The sequence below is a fragment of the Streptomyces sp. 12E genome (assembly GCF_055633275.1).
On sequence record NZ_JBVNCJ010000001.1, the window covers coordinates 2,280,960 to 2,297,417 of the forward strand.

A 16,458-nucleotide genomic window follows, 5' to 3' on the forward strand; every position below is an offset into this window, starting at 1 on the left:
CACCCCACGTCCAAGGGTGCGGCCCCCCGTCTGCGCAACGACCGTCGGCGGTGCCGCGTCACGGCCGTGTCAGAGCTTGACGATCATCTTCCCGGTGTTGTCGCCGCGCAGGACGCCGAGGAACGCCTCGAGGTTGTTCTCGATGCCCTCGACGACCGTCTCGCGGTACTTCAGCTCGCCCGAACGGACCCAGGGGCCGACCTCCTGGACGAACTGCGGCTGGAGGTCGTAGTGGTCGCCGACGAGGAAGCCCTCGATGCGGCCGCGGGTCTGGATCAGCCGGGCGAGGTTGCGCGGGCCGGGGGCGGGCTCGGTGTTGTTGTAGACCGAGATCATCCCGCAGACCGCGATCCGGCCGTCCCGGTTGAGGCTGCCGACGGCCGCCTCCAGGTGGTCGCCGCCGACGTTGTCGAAGTAGACGTCGATCCCGTCCGGGGCGGCGGCGCGCAGCTGCTCGCTCACGGGGCCGGTCTTGTAGTTGAAGGCGGCGTCGAAGCCGTACTCCTCGACGAGCAGCTTCACCTTCTCGTCGGAGCCGGCCGAGCCGATCACCCGCGAGGCGCCCTTGAGCTTCGCGATCTGCCCGACCTGGCTGCCGACGGCGCCCGCGGCACCGGACACGAAGACGGAGTCGCCCTCCTTGAAGGCGGCGGTGCGCAGCAGGCCCGCGTAGGCGGTGAGGCCGGTCATGCCCAGCACGCCCAGGTACGCGGAGAGGGGCGCCGCCTCCGGGTCCACCTTGACCGCGTTCTCCGCGTCCACGAGGGCGTACTCGCGCCAGCCGAAGAAGTGCAGGACGCGGTCGCCGACGGCGATCCCCTCGGCGTTCGAGGCGACGACCTCGCCGACGGCGCCGCCCTGCATGGCCTTGCCCAGCTCGTACGGGGCGACATAGGACTTGGCGGCGCTCATCCGGCCGCGCATGTACGGGTCGACGGAGAGGTACTCGTTCCGTACGAGCACCTGTCCCTCGCCCGGGGCGGTGACCTCCGCCTCGACGAGGGCGAAGTCCTCGGGCTTCGGCCAGCCGACGGGACGGTTCAGCAGATGCCATTCACGGCCGGTGGCGGGAGGTGTGGGGGCGGTCATGGCCGGGCGCCTTTCGTCGGGATGCTTCACTACCTGAAACAACCATGCGACTGAATATTTCAGTATGTCAAGCAACCGGGTACCCTGGAGCGCATGGCCGCACCCGACACCGCCTCGCGCCGTCCCGACGCCCTCACCCTGGAGGTCGTCGAGCTCATCGGCTCGGTGGTGGCCCGCTACCACGAGGAGTACGAGGAAGCCGCCGCCGGTCATGCCCTCACGGGTGCCCAGGCGAAGCTGCTCGGTCTGCTGTCCCTGGAGCCGCTTCCGATGCGGAAGCTGGCGCAGCGGCTGAAGTGCGAGCCGTCGAACGTCACCGGGATCGTCGACCGGCTGGAGTCGCGGGGCCTGGTGGAGCGCCGGCCGGATCCGGCGGACCGGCGGGTGAAGCTGGCGGCCGCGACGGCCGAGGGGCGGCGGGTGGCGCGGAGCCTGCGGGAGTCGCTGCGGTTCGCCCGCGAGCCGCTGGCGGGGCTCTCGGAGGCGGAGCGGGTGGCGCTGCGGGACGTGCTGCGCAGGATGCTGGGGTAGCGCCCGCGGCCGGTGGGACGGGCGCCCCGTGCGGGCCGGGAGTGGTCGCGCGGCCCGGCGTCCGCGGGGCGCCTCCCGAACCTTCGGGGCACTGGAGGGAGGCACGAGTGCCCGCGGCGGCGGGCGTCGAGCGGGGGTGCGGGTCCACGCGGTCGGGTCAGGTGCACCACCACAGGAAGCGGTCGCAGGTCTCCGTGGGCTCGGGCTCCGGTTCGGGCTCCTCCGTGGTCGGGTCCGGCTCCGGGGTCTCCGGCTCCGTCGAGGGCTCCGGCGGCGGAGCCGTCGTCGGGGCGGCCGTGGGCGGGGTCGCGGGCGCGGACGACGCACCCTCTTCGGCCTCCTCCTCCCCCTCCTCCTCCTCCGCCGCCGCCTCCTCCGACTCCTCCTCCGACTCCGGAGAGCCGGAAGCCGACGGTGAGCCAGAGGGCGTCGCACCGGGCGGCCTTCCGGGCGTCGCGGCGTTCGCGGCACCGCCGCCCGCCGGCTCCGAGGACTCCACCTCCGTCGCGCCGCCGTCGGGCGACTCCTCCCCGGCCACCGCCGGCTCCGGCTCCGAGCCGGGCGCGTCCAGGCCGAGTTCCGCCAGGCTCAGTCCGCCCACCGCGAGGACGAATCCGGCCGCGATCAGCAGGGTGCGGTTGCGCCGGCGGCGGTGCGCCGCGGCCTTGCGGTCCCGTCGGCCCTCCCTCGCCGCGGGCGCCTCGTCCGGCACCGGCTCCCGGCCCCGGTGCGGCTCCCGGCGCCGGCCCGCCCGGCGCCCGCCCGGCGCGTCACCGTACTCGCCGGGCCCTTCCCCGGCCCGGGCGGCCCCGTCCGTCTCGCCCTCGTCTTCCGAAGTCGCCCCGGGCGCCTGTCCCCGCGCGCGGAGCGTCTCGGCGGGCGTGCCGCAGCCGGGGCAGGCGAGGGCGCCATTGAGGTGCCGTCGGCACGGGTCGCAAAAGTCCATGACGCGGGAAGGTTAGGTTCCGTTCGAGCCCGCTTCATAGAGCTTGCTGTGAAGGTTTGGTGCGGACCATTACCCAATGGTTTCGAAACTGCCGAAACCGTTATGCGCGCGACCCATTGACACCCTCGCCACCCCGTCCTTACTGTCACGCCAGCATTTCGAACGTGCGTCGAAATATCGAACGCGTCGAACTGCGGACACCGACGACAAGGTCCACCACCACAGCGAGGGGCTAACTGCCGTGCGCATCACCGGAATCAGCACACACGTGGTCGGGACGCCGTGGCGCAACCTGACGTACGTCCAGGTGCACACCGACGAGGGCATCACCGGAGTCGGCGAGACCCGGATGCTGGGCCACACCGACGCCCTCCTGGGTTACCTGAAGGAGGCCGAGGTCAACCACATTCTCGGCTCCGACCCGTTCGCTGTCGAGGACCTGGTCCGCCGGATGAAGTACGGCGACTACGGCCGCGCCGGCGAGATCGTGATGTCCGGCATCGCCGTCGTCGAGATGGCCTGCTGGGACATCAAGGGCAAGGCCCTCGGCGTGCCCGTCTGGCAGCTTCTCGGCGGCAAGGTCACCGACAAGGTCAAGGCGTACGCCAACGGCTGGTACACCACCGAGCGCACCCCCGAGGCGTACCACAAGGCCGCGCAGGCGGTGATGGAGCGCGGCTACCGGGCGCTCAAGATCGACCCCTTCGGCACCGGCCACTTCGAACTCGACCACCAGCAGACGCTGTACGCGGTCTCCCTGATCGAGGCGGTTCGTGACGCCATCGGCCCCGACGCCGAGCTGATGCTGGAGATGCACGGCCGTTTCTCCCCCGCCACCGCCGTGCGCCTCGCGCACGAACTGGCGCCGTTCAAGCCGGCCTGGCTGGAGGAGCCGGTCCCGCCGGAGAACCTCAAGGCGCTGGAGAAGGTCGCCGCGAAGGTCGACATGCCCCTCGCCACCGGTGAGCGCATCCACGACCGGATCGAGTTCCGCGAGCTCTTCGAGAGCCAGGCCGTCGACATCATCCAGCCGGACGTCGGCCACATCGGCGGCATCTGGGAGACCCGCAAGCTCGCCGCGACCGCCGAGACCCACTACATGCTGGTCGCCCCGCACAACGTCGGCGGCTCCGTGCTCACCGCCGCGTCCCTCCAGGTCGGCTTCACCTCGCCGAACTTCAAGATCCTGGAGCACTTCAACGACTTCGCGGACGCGGAGATCAAGAAGGTGGTCAAGGGCGCGCCCCAGGTGAACCCGGAGGACGGCTGCTTCCACCTCTCCGACGCCCCCGGCCTCGGCGTGGAGCTGGACGTCGACGCGGCGGCCGAGTTCCCGCAGCAGCAGGCCCGGTTCGACCTGTGGGCCGAGGGCTGGGAGACGCGCAAGCCCAAGGGCACCAAGTGACCGCCGGCCGCCCGGGAGGGACGCGATGAGCACCCAGGTCGTCATCGAGGGCCCCGGCGAGCACCGCCTGGTCCCGCACGAGCCGCGCGAGCCCGGTGCGGGCGAGGCCCTGGTCCGGGTGCACGCCTCGGGCATCTGCGGCAGCGACCGCGAGGTGTACCAGGGCAACCGTCCCGAGGGGTACGTGCGCTACCCGCTCACCCCGGGCCACGAGTGGTCCGGGACCGTGGAGCGGGTGGGCGCGGGGGTGTCCGCCGCGTTGGCCGGCCGCAAGGTGGTCGGCGAGGGCTTCCGCAACTGCCAGGTCTGCGACCGCTGTCACGCCGGTGAGACGACGTTGTGCTCGGCGGGCTACGAGGAGACCGGCTTCACCCAGCCGGGCGCCATGGCCGCCACGCTGACCCTCCCGGCCCGGCTGCTGCACGTCCTGCCCGACGACGCCGACCTGAGCGCCGCCGCGCTGCTGGAGCCGGCCGCCTGCATCGCCGCCGCCGCGCTGAAGGCGAACGCCGTGCCCGGCGAGCGGGTCGCGGTGGTCGGCACCGGCACCCTCGGGATGTTCGCCGTGCAGTTCCTGCGCGCCGGCTCCCCTTCCGAGCTGCTGGTGGTGGGCTCCCGGGGCGACCGCGAGGCGCTGTCCCGGCAGTACGGGGCCACCGACTTCCGCACCAAGGACCGGCCGCTCCCGGACGATTTCGACGTGGTGATCGAGACCGCCGGGTCGGCGGACGCGGCCCGTACGGCGGCCTCGCTGCTGCGGCGCGGCGGGCGGCTGGTCCTCACCGGCATCCCGGCGCCGGGCGCCGACGGGCTCGACCCCACGGACCTGGTCGTACGGCAGTTGGAGGTGCACACCGTCTTCGGCGCTCCGCCGGACGCCTGGGCGCACACCGTGCGGGTGTTCGCCGCCGGGCTGCTCGATCCGCTGCCGCTGGTGAGCCATGAGCTGCCGCTCGCCGAGTTCCCGCAGGCCATCGAGCTGGTGGGGTCCGGCGATCCGAAGGTGGGCAAGGTCCTGCTGCGTCCCTAGTCCGTACGCCGGTACGGGGGCGACCTGACGGTCCCCGTACCGGCGTACGCCCGCCTCCCGCCCGACTCGCACCCCGAGCCGCGAACCTCGTCCGACATATCGAACCAAAGGACACCCTGTGACCGACGCTTCCGCCACGGCTCCCCGCAGGCCCGGTGAGCAGATCCTCACCGCGCTCGGCATGAGCGCACCCGCCCTCGACCCCGCCGACGCCTCGCCGCACACCTTCCCCGGCGGCGGCCGCTGGCGCACCGAGATCCCCTCGTGCGAGGGGCCCGAGGCGCTGGCCGTGGTCCTGAAGGAGGCCTCGCGCCTCGACGTGCCGATCCACCGGATCAGCCAGGGCAGCGGCGTCTGGATGCTGACCGACGCCGAGATCACCGAGATGGCCGAGGCCACCGCGGAGCGCGACATCGAGCTCTGCCTGTTCACCGGCCCGCGCGGCACCTGGGACATCGGCGGTTCCACCCGTACCGACTCGGGCGGCGCCGGACTGCGCGCCCGGGGCCACGACGCGGTCGCCGGCTGCGTCGAGGACGCCGTGCGCGCCACGGAGCTGGGCGTCAAGTGCCTGCTGGTCGCCGACGAGGGCGTGCTGTGGACGCTGCACCGGGCGCGCGCGGCCGGGCTGCTGCCCGCCGACACCACACTGAAGCTCTCGGCGCTCGTCGGACCGGTCAACCCCGCCTCCTTCGCGGTCTACGAGCACCTCGGCGCCGACTCGATCAACGTCCCCAGCGACCTGACGCTCGACCACCTCACCGAGATACGGCGGGTTTCGGCCACCCCGATGGACATGTACATCGAGGCCCCCGACGACCTCGGCGGCTACGTGCGGATGTACGAGGTCGCCGAACTCATCCGGCGCGGCGCCCCGCTGTACCTGAAGTTCGGCCTGTCCAAGACACCCGGGATCTATCCGTACGGGCACCACATGCGGGAGCTGACCCTGGCGACCGCGAAGGAGCGCGTGCGGCGCGGCCGGCTGGCCCTGGACCTGCTGGCCCGGCACGGCGCGGACGGCGACATGGCGCCGCTCGGTTCGCGCCTTCCGGGCGATCTGAGCCGGTTCGAGATCTCGTCATAACGTTCCGGAAACTCGGCTTCACAGAAGCAGACACAGCCGCGCACAATCGCACACACCTCTTTCCCGGTCTCCTGATCCCCCTCCCGGTGGCGCCTCGCCCGTCCGGACCGACCCCGCACCCACATCAAGGATGATGACCATGCGTAACCGCAGAGCCGCACTCGCCGCCGTCGCCTCGGCCGCAGCCCTCGCCCTCACCCTGACCGCCTGCGGCCAGAACAGCGAGGGCGGCAGCGAGAAGAAGGGCGGCTCGGAGGGGGCCACCGTCGGCATCGCGATGCCGACCAAGTCCTCCGAGCGCTGGATCACCGACGGCGCCAACGTCGAGAAGGAGCTGAAGGCCAAGGGGTTCAAGACCAAGCTGGTCTTCGGCGAGGACGACCCGGACCAGCAGGTCTCGCAGATCGAGAACATGATCACGCAGGGTGTGGACGCCCTGATCATCGCGGCGATCGACAACAAGTCCCTGGGCAACGTCCTGCAGCAGGCCAAGGACGCCGACATCCCGGTCGTCTCCTACGACCGGCTGATCCTCGGCACGGAGAACGTCGACTACTACGCCTCGTTCGACAACGAGAAGGTCGGCGAGCTGCAGGGCGGCTACATCGTCGACAAGCTGGGGCTGAAGGCCGGCAAGAAGGGCCCCTTCAACATCGAGCTGTTCGCCGGCTCCAACGACGACAACAACACCCGGTACTTCTTCCAGGGCGCGATGAACGTCCTGAAGCCGTACATGGACAAGGGCCAGCTGGTCGTCCGCTCCAAGCAGACCGACCTCAACCAGGTCACCACGCTGCGCTGGGACGGCGGCACCGCGCAGAAGCGCATGGACGACCTGCTCACCTCCAGCTACCGCGGCGCCCGGGTCGACGCGGTGCTCTCGCCCTACGACGGCATCTCCATCGGCATCCTGTCCGCCCTGAAGTCGGACGGCTACGGCTCCGGCAGCAAGGCCATGCCCGTCGTCACCGGCCAGGACGCCGAGGTCGCCTCGCTGAAGTCGATCATCTCGGGCCAGCAGACCCAGACCGTCTTCAAGGACCTGCGCGAGCTCGCCAAGGTCGCCGCGAACATGGTCGACGCGGTCCTCGACGACAAGAAGCCCGAGGTCAACGACACCAAGTCGTACGACAACGGCGCCAAGGTCGTCCCCGCCTACCTGCTGCAGCCGGTGAGCGTCGACAAGTCCAACTACAAGCAGGTCCTGGTCGACGGCGGCTACTACACCGAGGACCAGCTCAAGTAACCGGGCCCCTTCAAGGATTGGAAGGCACGACCATGGCGGGACCCGTCCTGGAAATGCGCTCGATCGTCAAGACCTTTCCCGGCGTCAAGGCGCTGTCGGACGTCACGCTGACCGTCCGCAAGGGCGAGGTCCACGCCATCTGCGGTGAGAACGGCGCCGGCAAGTCGACCCTCATGAAGGTCCTCTCCGGCGTCCACCCGCACGGCAGTTACGAGGGGGACATCCTCTTCGAGGGGGAGCCCTGCGAGTTCAAGAACATCCGGGCCAGCGAGCAGCGCGGCATCGTCATCATCCACCAGGAACTGGCGCTGTCGCCGTTCCTCTCCCTCGCCGAGAACATCTTCCTCGGCAATGAGCACGCCACGCGCGGGTTCATCAACTGGAACGCCACCCTCAAGCACGCCACCGAACTGCTGCGCCGGGTCGGTCTGTCCGACCACCCGGACACCCGCGTCGCCGACATCGGCGTGGGCAAGCAGCAGCTGGTGGAGATCGCGAAGGCGCTCTCGAAGAAGGTGAAGCTGCTCATCCTCGATGAGCCGACCGCGGCCCTGAACGACGAGGACAGCGACAAACTCCTCGACCTGATACTGGAGTTGAAGGAACAGGGCATCACCTCGATCATCATCTCCCACAAGCTCAACGAGATCCGCAAGGTCGCCGACTCGGTGACGATCCTGCGGGACGGGCGGACCATCGAGACGCTCGACGTGAAGGCCGCGGAGACCAGCGAGGACCGGATCATCTCCGGCATGGTCGGCCGCGACCTGGAGCACCGCTTCCCGGAGCGCTCCCCGCACCAGCCCGAGGAGGGCGCCGCCCCGGCCCTGGAGGTCCGCAACTGGACCGTGCACCACCCGATCGACCAGCAGCGCAAGGTCGTCGACGACGTGTCCCTCGAGGTGCGGCGCGGTGAGATCGTCGGCATCGCCGGCCTGATGGGCGCGGGCCGTACCGAGCTCGCGATGAGCATCTTCGGCCGCACCTACGGCCGGTACGCCGCCGGCACGGTCCTCAAGGACGGCACGGAGATCCGTACGAAGACCGTCCCCGAGGCGGTCGGGCACGGCATCGCGTACGTCACCGAGGACCGCAAGCACTTCGGGCTGAACCTCATCGACACCATCAACCGCAACATCTCGCTCAGCGCCCTGAAGAAGGTCGCCCGGCGCGGTGTGGTGGACGAGCACGAGGAGCGGCAGGTCTCCGAGCGCTTCCGGAAGTCGATGAACATCAAGGCCCCGACGGTGTTCGAGCCGGTGGGCAAGCTGTCCGGCGGCAACCAGCAGAAGGTCGTGCTCAGCAAGTGGATCTTCGCGGGTCCCGATGTGCTGATCCTCGACGAACCGACGCGCGGCATCGACGTCGGCGCCAAGTACGAGATCTACACGGTCATCGACAAGCTGGCCGCCGAGGGCAAGGCGGTCGTCTTCATCTCCTCCGAGCTGCCCGAACTGCTCGGCATGTGCGACCGCATCTACACGATGGCCGCAGGAAGGCTGACCGGTGAGTTCTCGCGGGCCGAGGCCTCCCAGGAATCGCTGATGCGTCAGATGACGAAGGACAAAGAGGTATCCCGATGAGCAGCACCGAAGTCACCGGCAAGACCCCGGCGGCCGCGCCGCCGGGCAGGAACGGGGCGGGCGGCGGTGACGGCCTGCTCCAGCTGATGCTGGACGGCATGCGCCGCAACATGCGCCAGTACGGCATGCTGATCGCCCTCGGCCTCATCGTGGCGCTCTTCGCGGTGTGGACCGACGGCGACCTGCTGCTGCCGCGCAACGTGTCCAACCTGGTGCTGCAGAACAGCTACATCCTGATCCTCGCGATCGGCATGATGCTGGTCATCATCGCGGGCCACATCGACCTGTCGGTCGGCTCGCTGACGGCGTTCGTCGGCTCGATGGCCGCCGTCTTCATGGTGAAGAACGACCTGCCGTGGCCGGTCGCGGTGATCCTCTGTCTGGCCGTGGGCGCGCTGGCCGGCGCGATACAGGGCTGGTTCATCGCCTACGGCGGCATACCGTCGTTCATCGTGACCCTCGCGGGCATGCTGACCTTCCGCGGTCTCACCGAGATCTTCCTGGCGGGCCAGACCCTCGGCCCGTTCCCCAAGGGTCTGCAGACCGTCGCCAACGGCTTCATGCCGGAGGTCGGCCCGGAGACCAACTACCACAACCTCACCCTGCTCCTCGGCTTCGCGCTGATCGCGCTCGTGGTCCTCCAGGAGGTCCGCGACCGCCGCCGCCAGAAGGAGTTCGACCTCGACGTCCTGCCCGCCAAGCTGTTCCTGCTGAAGCTCGTCGCGCTCGGCTCCGCCATCCTGGTCGTGACGATGCTGCTGGCCAGCTACAAGGGCGCCCCGATCGTGCTGCTGATCCTCGGCGCGCTGCTCGTCGGCTTCGGCTACGTGATGCGCAACGCCGTCATCGGCCGCCACATCTACGCCATCGGCGGCAACCTGCCCGCGGCCAAGCTGTCGGGCGTGCGGGACAAGAAGGTCACCTTCCTGGTCTTCCTGAACATGGGCATGCTCGCGGCCCTGGCGGGTCTGGTCTTCGCCGCCCGCTTCAACGCGGCCTCTCCCAAGGCCGGCCTCAACTTCGAGCTGGAGGCCATCGCCGCCTCGTTCATCGGCGGCGCGTCGATGAGCGGCGGCGTCGGCACGGTCCTCGGCGCGATCATCGGCGGTCTGGTCCTGGGCGTGCTGAACAACGGCATGAACCTCGTCGGCATCGGCACCGACTGGCAGCAGGTCATCAAGGGCCTGGTGCTGCTGGCGGCGGTCGGCTTCGACGTGTGGAACAAGCGCAAGTCCGGTTCGTAGGTCAGCTCGGGCCCCGTCGGAAGGCGGGGCCCCTTCCTTTTCGGGAGCCGCACGGATGGAACTGAACAGACGCACGGTCATCGCAGGAGCCGCGGCGGCCGGTGTCGCCGCCACCACCGCCCTCGGCGGCACGGCGCACGCCGCGCCGGGCAGGGGGAAGCCGGTGAGGTCGCTCTTCGGCAGGCTCGAGGACGGCACCAAGGTCCACAGCTGGTCGCTGGAGAACGGCGGCACGCGGATGAAGGTCCTCTCCTACGGCGGCATCGTCCAGTCCCTGGAGATCCCCGACCGCCGCGGTCGCTACGCCAACGTCTCCCTCGGCTTCGACACCCTCGAGGAGTACGTCGCCTCCAGCCCCTACTTCGGCGCCCTGATCGGCCGCTACGGCAACCGCATCGACCAGGGCCGCTTCACCCTCGACGGAAAGCAGTACCAGCTCTCCGTCAACGACGGCGAGAACAGCCTGCACGGCGGAGCCCAGGGCTTCGACAAGCGGGTCTGGGACGTCGAGCCGTTCACCCGGGGCTCCGACGTCGGCCTGCGCCTGTACCACACGAGCGTCGACGGCGAGATGGGCTACCCGGGCACGCTGCGCACGAAGGTCACGTACACCCTCACCCGCGACGGCGACTGGCGCATCGACTACGAGGCCACCACCGACCACGCCACCGTCACCAACCTCACCAGCCACGTCTACTGGAACCTCGCGGGCGAGGGCAGCGGCTCGATCTACGACCACGAGCTGTCCATCGCCGCCTCCCGTTACACGCCGGTCGACTCGGGGCTGATCCCCACGGGCGAACTGGCGCGGGTCGCGGCCACCCCCTTCGACTTCCGCCGGGCCAAGCCGGTCGGCCGGGACATCCGCGCCGCTCACCAGCAGGTGCTGTACGGGCAGGGCTTCGACCACAACTGGGTGCTCGACAAGGGCGTCACCCGCCGCCCCGAGCAGGTCGCCGTCCTGCGCGACCCGTCCTCCGGCCGCACCCTGAGGATCGCGACGAACGAGCCGGGCCTGCAGTTCTACTCCGGCAACTTCCTCGACGGCACCCTCGTCGGCACCGGCGGCCGGGTCTACCGGCAGGGCGACGGGCTGTGCCTGGAGACCCAGCACTTCCCGGACTCGCCGAACCAGCCGTCGTTCCCGTCGACCGTGCTGCGGCCGGGACAGACGTACCGGACGACGACGGTCCACTCGTTCGGGGCATGAGCCCCGGGGGATCGTCGCCGTCACGTTTTCCTCACACGGCCTGAACGGCGGCGCGCCCCGCTCCGTACTCCTGGGTGGCCCGTGCTCCCCCGCACGGGCCACCCAGGCATGACGGGCCCGGCCCCCTCCCCGACGGGCCCGTCGCACACGGAGGATCCATGGCCGACAACGTCACCTCGTTGTTCCGCGGCACCGCGGCGCACAGCCCGTCGATGGCGGCGCTGACACGGGAGAGCGACGGGGCCGGCCCGGTGGACTTCTGCATCCCCTGCAACCCGTACTTCCCCACCCCCGCCATGTTCGAGGAGATGGCGGGCCGGTTGCGCGACATCATCACGTACTACCCGAGCAGCGCCGACACCATCACGGCCGAACTGTGCGGCCTGCTCCAACTGCCGCCGCAGTGCGTGGCGATGGGCAACGGCTCCACGGAGCTGATCACCTGGATCGACCACCTCCTGGTCCGTGAGTCCCTCGCCGTCCCCGTCCCCACCTTCGGCCGCTGGACCGACCAGCCCATGGAGACCGGCAAGCGGGTCGACATGTTCCCGCTCCAGGAGGCCGGCGGCTTCGTCCTCGACCTCGCGCAGTACGCGGAGTTCATACGGGCCAGGGGCACCCGGGTGGCGGTGATCTGCAACCCGAACAACCCCGACGGCGGCTTCCTGCACAGGCACGCGGTCGTGCAGTTCATGGACGCCATGGCCGACCTGGACCTGGTGGTGATCGACGAGTCCTTCCTGGAGTTCGCCGACGCGGAGAACGAGCCGAGCGTGGTGCAGGAGGCGATGCTGCGCCCCAACGTCATCGTGCTGCGCAGCCTCGGCAAGAACTTCGGCCTGCACGGCATCCGCTTCGGCTACCTGGTCGCCAACCCCGCGCTCGCGGGGAAGGTGCGCTCGATGCTCCCCAAGTGGAATCTCAACTCCTTCGCCGAGCACGTGGTGTTCATGCTGAAGGAGCACGGCGCCGAGTACGCCCGAAGTCTGCACCAGGTGCGCCGCGACCGGATGGACATGTCCGGTCAGCTCTCCTCGCTGCCCGGGCTGACGGTCTACCCGTCCCAGGGCAACTTCCTCTTCGTGCGCCTCCCCGTGGGCGCCGAGGGCACCGTGGTCCGGGACCGGATGCTCACCGAGCACCGGATCCTGGTCCGCGAGTGCGGCAACAAGATCGGCTCCTCCAGCCGCTTCCTGCGTCTCGTGGTGCGTCCCCAGGTGGACGTGCGCCGCCTGGTGTCCGGTCTGGAACAGGTGCTCTACGGGACGTCCAGGAGGGGCGCCGCCGTGCCCGAGCAGGCGACAGGGACCGGCTACAGCTCGGGCACGGCGGCCGTGGACCGCCTGGTGAGCCGGACCAACGGGGCGGGCACGCGGGGGCTCGCCGCTCAGGCCGCCGGTGCCGGCATGCCGCTCCCCGCCGCCGCGCCCGCCCCCGCGACGGGCGCGGGCGGCGGGATGCCGGTGCCGGCCGCCGCCTCGGTGGTCGCGGGGGGCGGGACGGGGGCCGGGGCGCCTCAGCCGGTCGCCCAGCCGGTACCGCAGTTCGCGCCGCAGTTCGCGCCGCAGCCCGCGCCGCAGGAGGTCCCGCAGCCCGTGCCCCAACCCGTGTCGCAGCCCGCGCCCCCGCAGGTTCCGGAGCCGCTCCCGCAGCCCGCGCAGCCGCTCGCGCCCGTGGCGCAGGCGGCACAGGTGCCGCAGGCGCCGATGCCCGCCGCGACGGCGTACCCGGCGCAGCCTCCGTCCGCCGGCCTCACCCCACCCGGCGTCCCCGCCCGCGGCGGCCTGACGGCCGCCCAGGTCAGGGGCACCGACGGCCTCTCCACGGCCCCGGCGGCGGGCCGGCCGGGACCGCAGAGCGCCTGGCCCGGCCCGGCGGGGATGGGCCAGGCGGGCTGAACCGTCCTCAGGGGGCGGGGTGTCGCTCCGCCATCCGGCGGCAGTGCTCCCGCGCCTCCTCGATCCCGTCGCCGTCCTGCAGGAGTTCCCCGGCGGCGACGAGGGCGGCCCAGTAGGCGGCGGGATCGCCGTCGTCCCTGACCCGCTGCCGCGAGGCGAGTCCCCGATAGGCCCGGGCGAGTTCACCGGCGCGGCACCACCGCCACAGGCTGACGGCGAACCCGCTCGGAAGGCCCGCCCCGTACGCCGTGCGCGCCGCATCCAGCAGGTCCCGTATCCGCTGCTCGTGTGCGTCGAGCCGCCGGTCGACGACGAAGACGCCTCCGGCCTGGAGCAGGAGGGCGAGGAAATCCTCGTCGCCGGGCCCCGTCTCGTCGAAGGCGCCCGCCCCCTCCTCCGTCGCCAGCCGCCGCTCGGCCTCGGTCCGCGTGATCCCCAGGGCCAGGCAGGTGGCGAGCGCGGCGGCGCGCGGATCGCCGGTGTCCCGCACGAGACCGGCGCACACGTCGGCCTCCTCCCCGCCCGCGCGCAAGGCCTCCCGCGCCCTGTCGGCCAGCGTGTCCAGGTCCATCCGCCCCTCACCCTCCTGCCCCGTGCCCTACGCAGGGCTGAGCCTCCACTGCCGGCGCCCATTGTTCAGCCAGGTCCACCGCCGTACGTCGGCGCCGTCCGCGGACGACTGCCCGAGCGAGAGGGCGGGCAGCGGCAGGGTCAGGGTCAGTGGGCGACGGGCCATCCGCTGCTCCAGTTCAGGAGGTTGACGCCGAGCTTGGGGGTGCCGTTGTCGTCGCCGTCGTAGTAGTGGTAGACGATCAGGTCCCCGTCGACGTCGTTCATGATCGACTGGCCGCCGGGGCCGATGACGCTGCCGTGCGACTCGAGGACGGGCGTGCCGCCGTTGTTCATCATCGAGACGCCGTTCCTGTCGCGGTACGGCCCGGTGACGCTGGTGGCGCGGCCGACCTTGACCTTGTAGGTGGAGCTGGTGCCGGCGCAGCAGGTGTCGTACGAGGCGAAGAGGTAGTAGTAGCCGTTCCGCTTGACGATGAACGGCGCCTCGACGGCCTTCGTCCCGGAGGGACGGGAGGCGAGCGAGTAGCGGGTGGTGTGGGAGGAGAGCTGCTTCCCGGTGGCGGGGTCGATCCGGATCATCTTGATGCCGGTCCACCAGCTGCCGAAGGACAGCCACCACTTGCCGTCGTCGTCGACGAAGAGGTTGGGGTCGATGGCGTTGAAGTCGCTGGAGGAGCTCGAGGTGTAGACGGTGCCGTAGTCGGTCCAGCTGCCCGGCTGTCCGGTGGTCGAGCCGGCCAGCCCGATGGCGGAGGTGTTCGACCCGAACTTCGAGACGGAGTAGTACATCAGGTACTTGCCGCCGTGGTACGAGATGTCCGGCGCCCAGGCCTCCGGCACGGAGGAGTAGTTCCGCCACCAGCTCGGGCGGGACGAGAACGCGTCGGCGCCGGCGGAGAAGGCGGTGCGGTCGGTGGAGGTCTTGCTGGAGACGCCTCCGCCGGTGGCGTAGAGGAGGTACTGCCCGGAGGAGGTCCGGATCATCGACGGGTCGTGCGTGACGACGGAACCGGTGACGCGGCCGGGGTCGGGGTACGCCGAGGCCGTGGTCGGCGTCAGCGCCAGGAGGGCGGCGGTGGGGAGCGCGAGGAGCGCGGTGCGCCTGCGAAGGGTGCGGCTCATGCGGGGGTTCTCCTTGCGGTGGGGGTGAAGGAGCTGTTCGCGATTTCGAACAGCGATCGCAAGTTCGAACGGGACCGTAGAATCGAACCGTTTGCGCGTCAATGGCCCGCGCAGCCCTTCCTGACACCGGCCCCGGAGAACCGTGCCCGCCCGACGGTGAGGCGGGCGCGGTTCTCCGGGGCCCTCTTCACCCGGACGAGGTGGCCGTCGGGGCCGGGCAGGGCGAGGCGGCCGGGGAGGCGGCGGGGCCGGGGGACGGGGTCGCGGACTCCGTGGGGCAGTCGTCCGGACCGGTGGGCGTGGGGCTAGGGTCCGTCGGGTCCGGCGACGGGGTTCCCGTGGGGGATTGGACGGGCGGCTGCGAGGGTTCCTGGCTCGTCGGAGGCGTCGTCGGGGAGGGCTGCGGGGTCGGGGAGGCGGTCGTCGGAGCGGGCGCCGGGGCGGAGGGGGACGGGGACGGCCCGGGGCTGCCCGGCGTGCTCGGGTCGGGACCGATGACGATGCCCCCGCCCGCGTTCCCGTCCCCCTTGCCGCCCTTGCCGCCCTTGCCGCCCTTGCCGCCCTTGCCGCCCTTGCCGCCGATCCCGCCGTCGACGGGCCCGTTCGCCGGGGTGGCGCCGCCCGCGCCGGGGCTCCTCGGGACGACGCCCTCGCCGTCGGGTACGGCGTGGGCCCCCCGGCTGTAGAAGTCCAGCCAGTACCTGACCAGCCTCAGATAGGGGCGTGAGTGGTTGTAACCGAGGACCGCCCGGTCCAGGTCCGCGGCCCGGCCCAGGTCCCGGTCGCCCGCGCACAGGTAGTGGCCGGCCGCCAGGGCCGCGTCGAAGACGTTGTTCGGGTCGGCGCGGCCGTCGCCGTTGCCGTCCGTGCCCCAGCGGGCCCAGGTGGACGGCAGGAACTGCATCGGTCCCACCGCGCGGTCGTAGACCGTGTCACCGTCGTGGGCGCCCCCGTCCGTGTCCCGGATCAGGGCGAAACCCCGGCCGTCGAGCGGTGGCCCGGTGATCCGGCCCCGTGTGGTGCCGCTGCGGTCGACCGCGCCGCCGCGCGCCTGGCCGGACTCGACCTTGCCGATCGCCGCGAGCAGCTCCCAGGGCAGCCGGCAGCCGGGGTCCGTCCTGCCGACGGAGGCCTCGGCGGCGCGGTAGGCGCGCAGCACGGTGGCCGGGATGCCCGACTGGGAACGGAGGTCCCGCACGAGCGCCGGGGCGGCGGAGGCGACGTCCGGGGTCCGCAGGGGCGGGAGTTCGGTGTGGTAGGAGCCGTCACCGGGTGGAACGGGATCGACGTACGGGGCGCCCGCCGCCGTGCCGCGCACGTCGTCGGCGGGCGGGGCGGCATGGGCGTCCCGCGCGTCCCCGAGGAGTCCGGGGGCCCGGGAGGCCGTGAGGGCCGCCATGGCCGCCACGGTGACGGCGGTCGTCCGCAGTCCCCTGCGGGTCCGGCCGGTGCGCGGACGTCGTACGCGGCGTACGGGCATGGCTGTCACTCCTG

15 protein-coding genes are annotated in these 16,458 nt (G+C 71.4%); 9 read left to right on the forward strand and 6 right to left on the reverse strand.

Annotated features, from left to right (window positions below; all coding sequences use genetic code 11):
• Nucleotides 1-69 precede the first annotated feature (69 nt).
• Entirely contained in the window at nt 70-1,089 is a 1,020-nt protein-coding gene (locus ACZ8ZB_RS10755) for an NADP-dependent oxidoreductase (RefSeq protein WP_470737480.1), read from the reverse strand.
• A 93-nt stretch (nt 1,090-1,182) separates the two neighbouring features.
• On the opposite strand from ACZ8ZB_RS10755, the gene ACZ8ZB_RS10760 reads away from it, so the two are divergent.
• Complete coding sequence (locus ACZ8ZB_RS10760) at nt 1,183-1,620, forward strand: MarR family winged helix-turn-helix transcriptional regulator (protein WP_470737481.1); 438 nt, start codon at nt 1,183-1,185, stop codon at nt 1,618-1,620.
• A 157-nt stretch (nt 1,621-1,777) separates the two neighbouring features.
• Here ACZ8ZB_RS10760 and ACZ8ZB_RS10765 read toward each other — a convergent pair whose 3' ends face one another.
• Nucleotides 1,778-2,566 carry an SCO2400 family protein gene (locus tag ACZ8ZB_RS10765; RefSeq protein WP_470737482.1) on the reverse strand — a complete coding sequence of 263 codons (789 nt, stop codon included), beginning with the start codon at nt 2,564-2,566 and terminating at the stop codon, nt 1,778-1,780.
• 241 nt (nt 2,567-2,807) lie between these two features.
• Between ACZ8ZB_RS10765 and ACZ8ZB_RS10770 the strand changes: the two genes are divergently transcribed.
• From ACZ8ZB_RS10770 to ACZ8ZB_RS10805, 8 genes are all read left to right on the forward strand, one after another.
• Nucleotides 2,808-3,971 carry a mandelate racemase/muconate lactonizing enzyme family protein gene (locus ACZ8ZB_RS10770; protein WP_470737483.1) on the forward strand — a complete coding sequence of 388 codons (1,164 nt, stop codon included), beginning with the start codon at nt 2,808-2,810 and terminating at the stop codon, nt 3,969-3,971.
• Between the two features lie 25 nt (nt 3,972-3,996).
• Nucleotides 3,997-5,001, forward strand: a complete 1,005-nt coding sequence (locus ACZ8ZB_RS10775; RefSeq protein ID WP_470737484.1) for a zinc-dependent alcohol dehydrogenase — start codon at nt 3,997-3,999, stop codon at nt 4,999-5,001.
• A 118-nt stretch (nt 5,002-5,119) separates the two neighbouring features.
• The gene (locus ACZ8ZB_RS10780; RefSeq protein WP_470737485.1) at nt 5,120-6,088 is read left to right on the forward strand and encodes a hypothetical protein; all 969 of its coding nucleotides are present in this window, start codon (nt 5,120-5,122) and stop codon (nt 6,086-6,088) included.
• A gap of 139 nt (nt 6,089-6,227) precedes the next feature.
• Nucleotides 6,228-7,334 (forward strand): multiple monosaccharide ABC transporter substrate-binding protein, encoded by a 1,107-nt coding sequence (gene chvE / locus ACZ8ZB_RS10785; protein WP_470737486.1) that lies wholly within the window; start codon nt 6,228-6,230, stop codon nt 7,332-7,334.
• 32 nt (nt 7,335-7,366) lie between these two features.
• Nucleotides 7,367-8,917, forward strand: a complete 1,551-nt coding sequence (gene mmsA / locus ACZ8ZB_RS10790; RefSeq protein ID WP_470737487.1) for a multiple monosaccharide ABC transporter ATP-binding protein — start codon at nt 7,367-7,369, stop codon at nt 8,915-8,917.
• Nucleotides 8,914-10,161: a multiple monosaccharide ABC transporter permease gene (mmsB, locus tag ACZ8ZB_RS10795; RefSeq protein WP_470737488.1), complete on the forward strand. Its 1,248-nt coding sequence runs from the start codon at nt 8,914-8,916 to the stop codon at nt 10,159-10,161. Before mmsA ends, mmsB begins: the two co-directional genes overlap by 4 nt.
• A gap of 55 nt (nt 10,162-10,216) precedes the next feature.
• A complete protein-coding gene (locus tag ACZ8ZB_RS10800; RefSeq protein ID WP_470737489.1) occupies nt 10,217-11,371 on the forward strand; it encodes an aldose epimerase family protein in 1,155 nt (384 codons plus the stop codon).
• A gap of 158 nt (nt 11,372-11,529) precedes the next feature.
• Nucleotides 11,530-13,269: a pyridoxal phosphate-dependent aminotransferase gene (locus ACZ8ZB_RS10805; protein ID WP_470737490.1), complete on the forward strand. Its 1,740-nt coding sequence runs from the start codon at nt 11,530-11,532 to the stop codon at nt 13,267-13,269.
• A 7-nt stretch (nt 13,270-13,276) separates the two neighbouring features.
• On the opposite strand, the gene ACZ8ZB_RS10810 is transcribed toward ACZ8ZB_RS10805, so the two are convergent.
• The 4 genes from ACZ8ZB_RS10810 to ACZ8ZB_RS10825 all read right to left on the reverse strand — a co-directional run bounded on the left by ACZ8ZB_RS10810 (nt 13,277) and on the right by ACZ8ZB_RS10825 (nt 16,444).
• Complete coding sequence (locus tag ACZ8ZB_RS10810) at nt 13,277-13,840, reverse strand: hypothetical protein (RefSeq protein ID WP_470737491.1); 564 nt, start codon at nt 13,838-13,840, stop codon at nt 13,277-13,279.
• Nucleotides 13,841-13,867: 27 nt separating this feature from the next.
• The gene (locus ACZ8ZB_RS10815) at nt 13,868-14,005 is read right to left on the reverse strand and encodes a hypothetical protein (RefSeq protein ID WP_470737492.1); all 138 of its coding nucleotides are present in this window, start codon (nt 14,003-14,005) and stop codon (nt 13,868-13,870) included.
• The gene (locus ACZ8ZB_RS10820) at nt 13,987-14,964 is read right to left on the reverse strand and encodes an arabinan endo-1,5-alpha-L-arabinosidase (RefSeq protein WP_470737493.1); all 978 of its coding nucleotides are present in this window, start codon (nt 14,962-14,964) and stop codon (nt 13,987-13,989) included. Before ACZ8ZB_RS10820 ends, ACZ8ZB_RS10815 begins: the two co-directional genes overlap by 19 nt.
• Nucleotides 14,965-15,151: 187 nt before the next feature.
• Nucleotides 15,152-16,444, reverse strand: a complete 1,293-nt coding sequence (locus tag ACZ8ZB_RS10825; RefSeq protein ID WP_470737494.1) for a lytic transglycosylase domain-containing protein — start codon at nt 16,442-16,444, stop codon at nt 15,152-15,154.
• Between the last annotated feature and the right edge of the window lie 14 nt (nt 16,445-16,458).

Excerpts from the sequence above, each read along its gene's own strand:
- ACZ8ZB_RS10805 (WP_470737490.1), top strand. The coding sequence starts at position 11,530 with ATGGCCGACAACGTCACCTCGTTGTTCCGCGGCACCGCGGCGCACAGC.
- chvE (WP_470737486.1), top strand. The coding sequence starts at position 6,228 with ATGCGTAACCGCAGAGCCGCACTCGCCGCCGTCGCCTCGGCCGCAGCC.
- ACZ8ZB_RS10800 (WP_470737489.1), top strand. The coding sequence starts at position 10,217 with ATGGAACTGAACAGACGCACGGTCATCGCAGGAGCCGCGGCGGCCGGT.
- ACZ8ZB_RS10810 (WP_470737491.1), bottom strand. The coding sequence starts at position 13,840 with ATGGACCTGGACACGCTGGCCGACAGGGCGCGGGAGGCCTTGCGCGCG.
- ACZ8ZB_RS10755 (WP_470737480.1), bottom strand. The coding sequence starts at position 1,089 with ATGACCGCCCCCACACCTCCCGCCACCGGCCGTGAATGGCATCTGCTG.
- ACZ8ZB_RS10815 (WP_470737492.1), bottom strand. The coding sequence starts at position 14,005 with ATGGCCCGTCGCCCACTGACCCTGACCCTGCCGCTGCCCGCCCTCTCG.
- ACZ8ZB_RS10775 (WP_470737484.1), top strand. The coding sequence starts at position 3,997 with ATGAGCACCCAGGTCGTCATCGAGGGCCCCGGCGAGCACCGCCTGGTC.
- ACZ8ZB_RS10765 (WP_470737482.1), bottom strand. The coding sequence starts at position 2,566 with ATGGACTTTTGCGACCCGTGCCGACGGCACCTCAATGGCGCCCTCGCC.
- ACZ8ZB_RS10820 (WP_470737493.1), bottom strand. The coding sequence starts at position 14,964 with ATGAGCCGCACCCTTCGCAGGCGCACCGCGCTCCTCGCGCTCCCCACC.
- ACZ8ZB_RS10760 (WP_470737481.1), top strand. The coding sequence starts at position 1,183 with ATGGCCGCACCCGACACCGCCTCGCGCCGTCCCGACGCCCTCACCCTG.
- ACZ8ZB_RS10825 (WP_470737494.1), bottom strand. The coding sequence starts at position 16,444 with ATGCCCGTACGCCGCGTACGACGTCCGCGCACCGGCCGGACCCGCAGG.
- mmsB (WP_470737488.1), top strand. The coding sequence starts at position 8,914 with ATGAGCAGCACCGAAGTCACCGGCAAGACCCCGGCGGCCGCGCCGCCG.
- mmsA (WP_470737487.1), top strand. The coding sequence starts at position 7,367 with ATGGCGGGACCCGTCCTGGAAATGCGCTCGATCGTCAAGACCTTTCCC.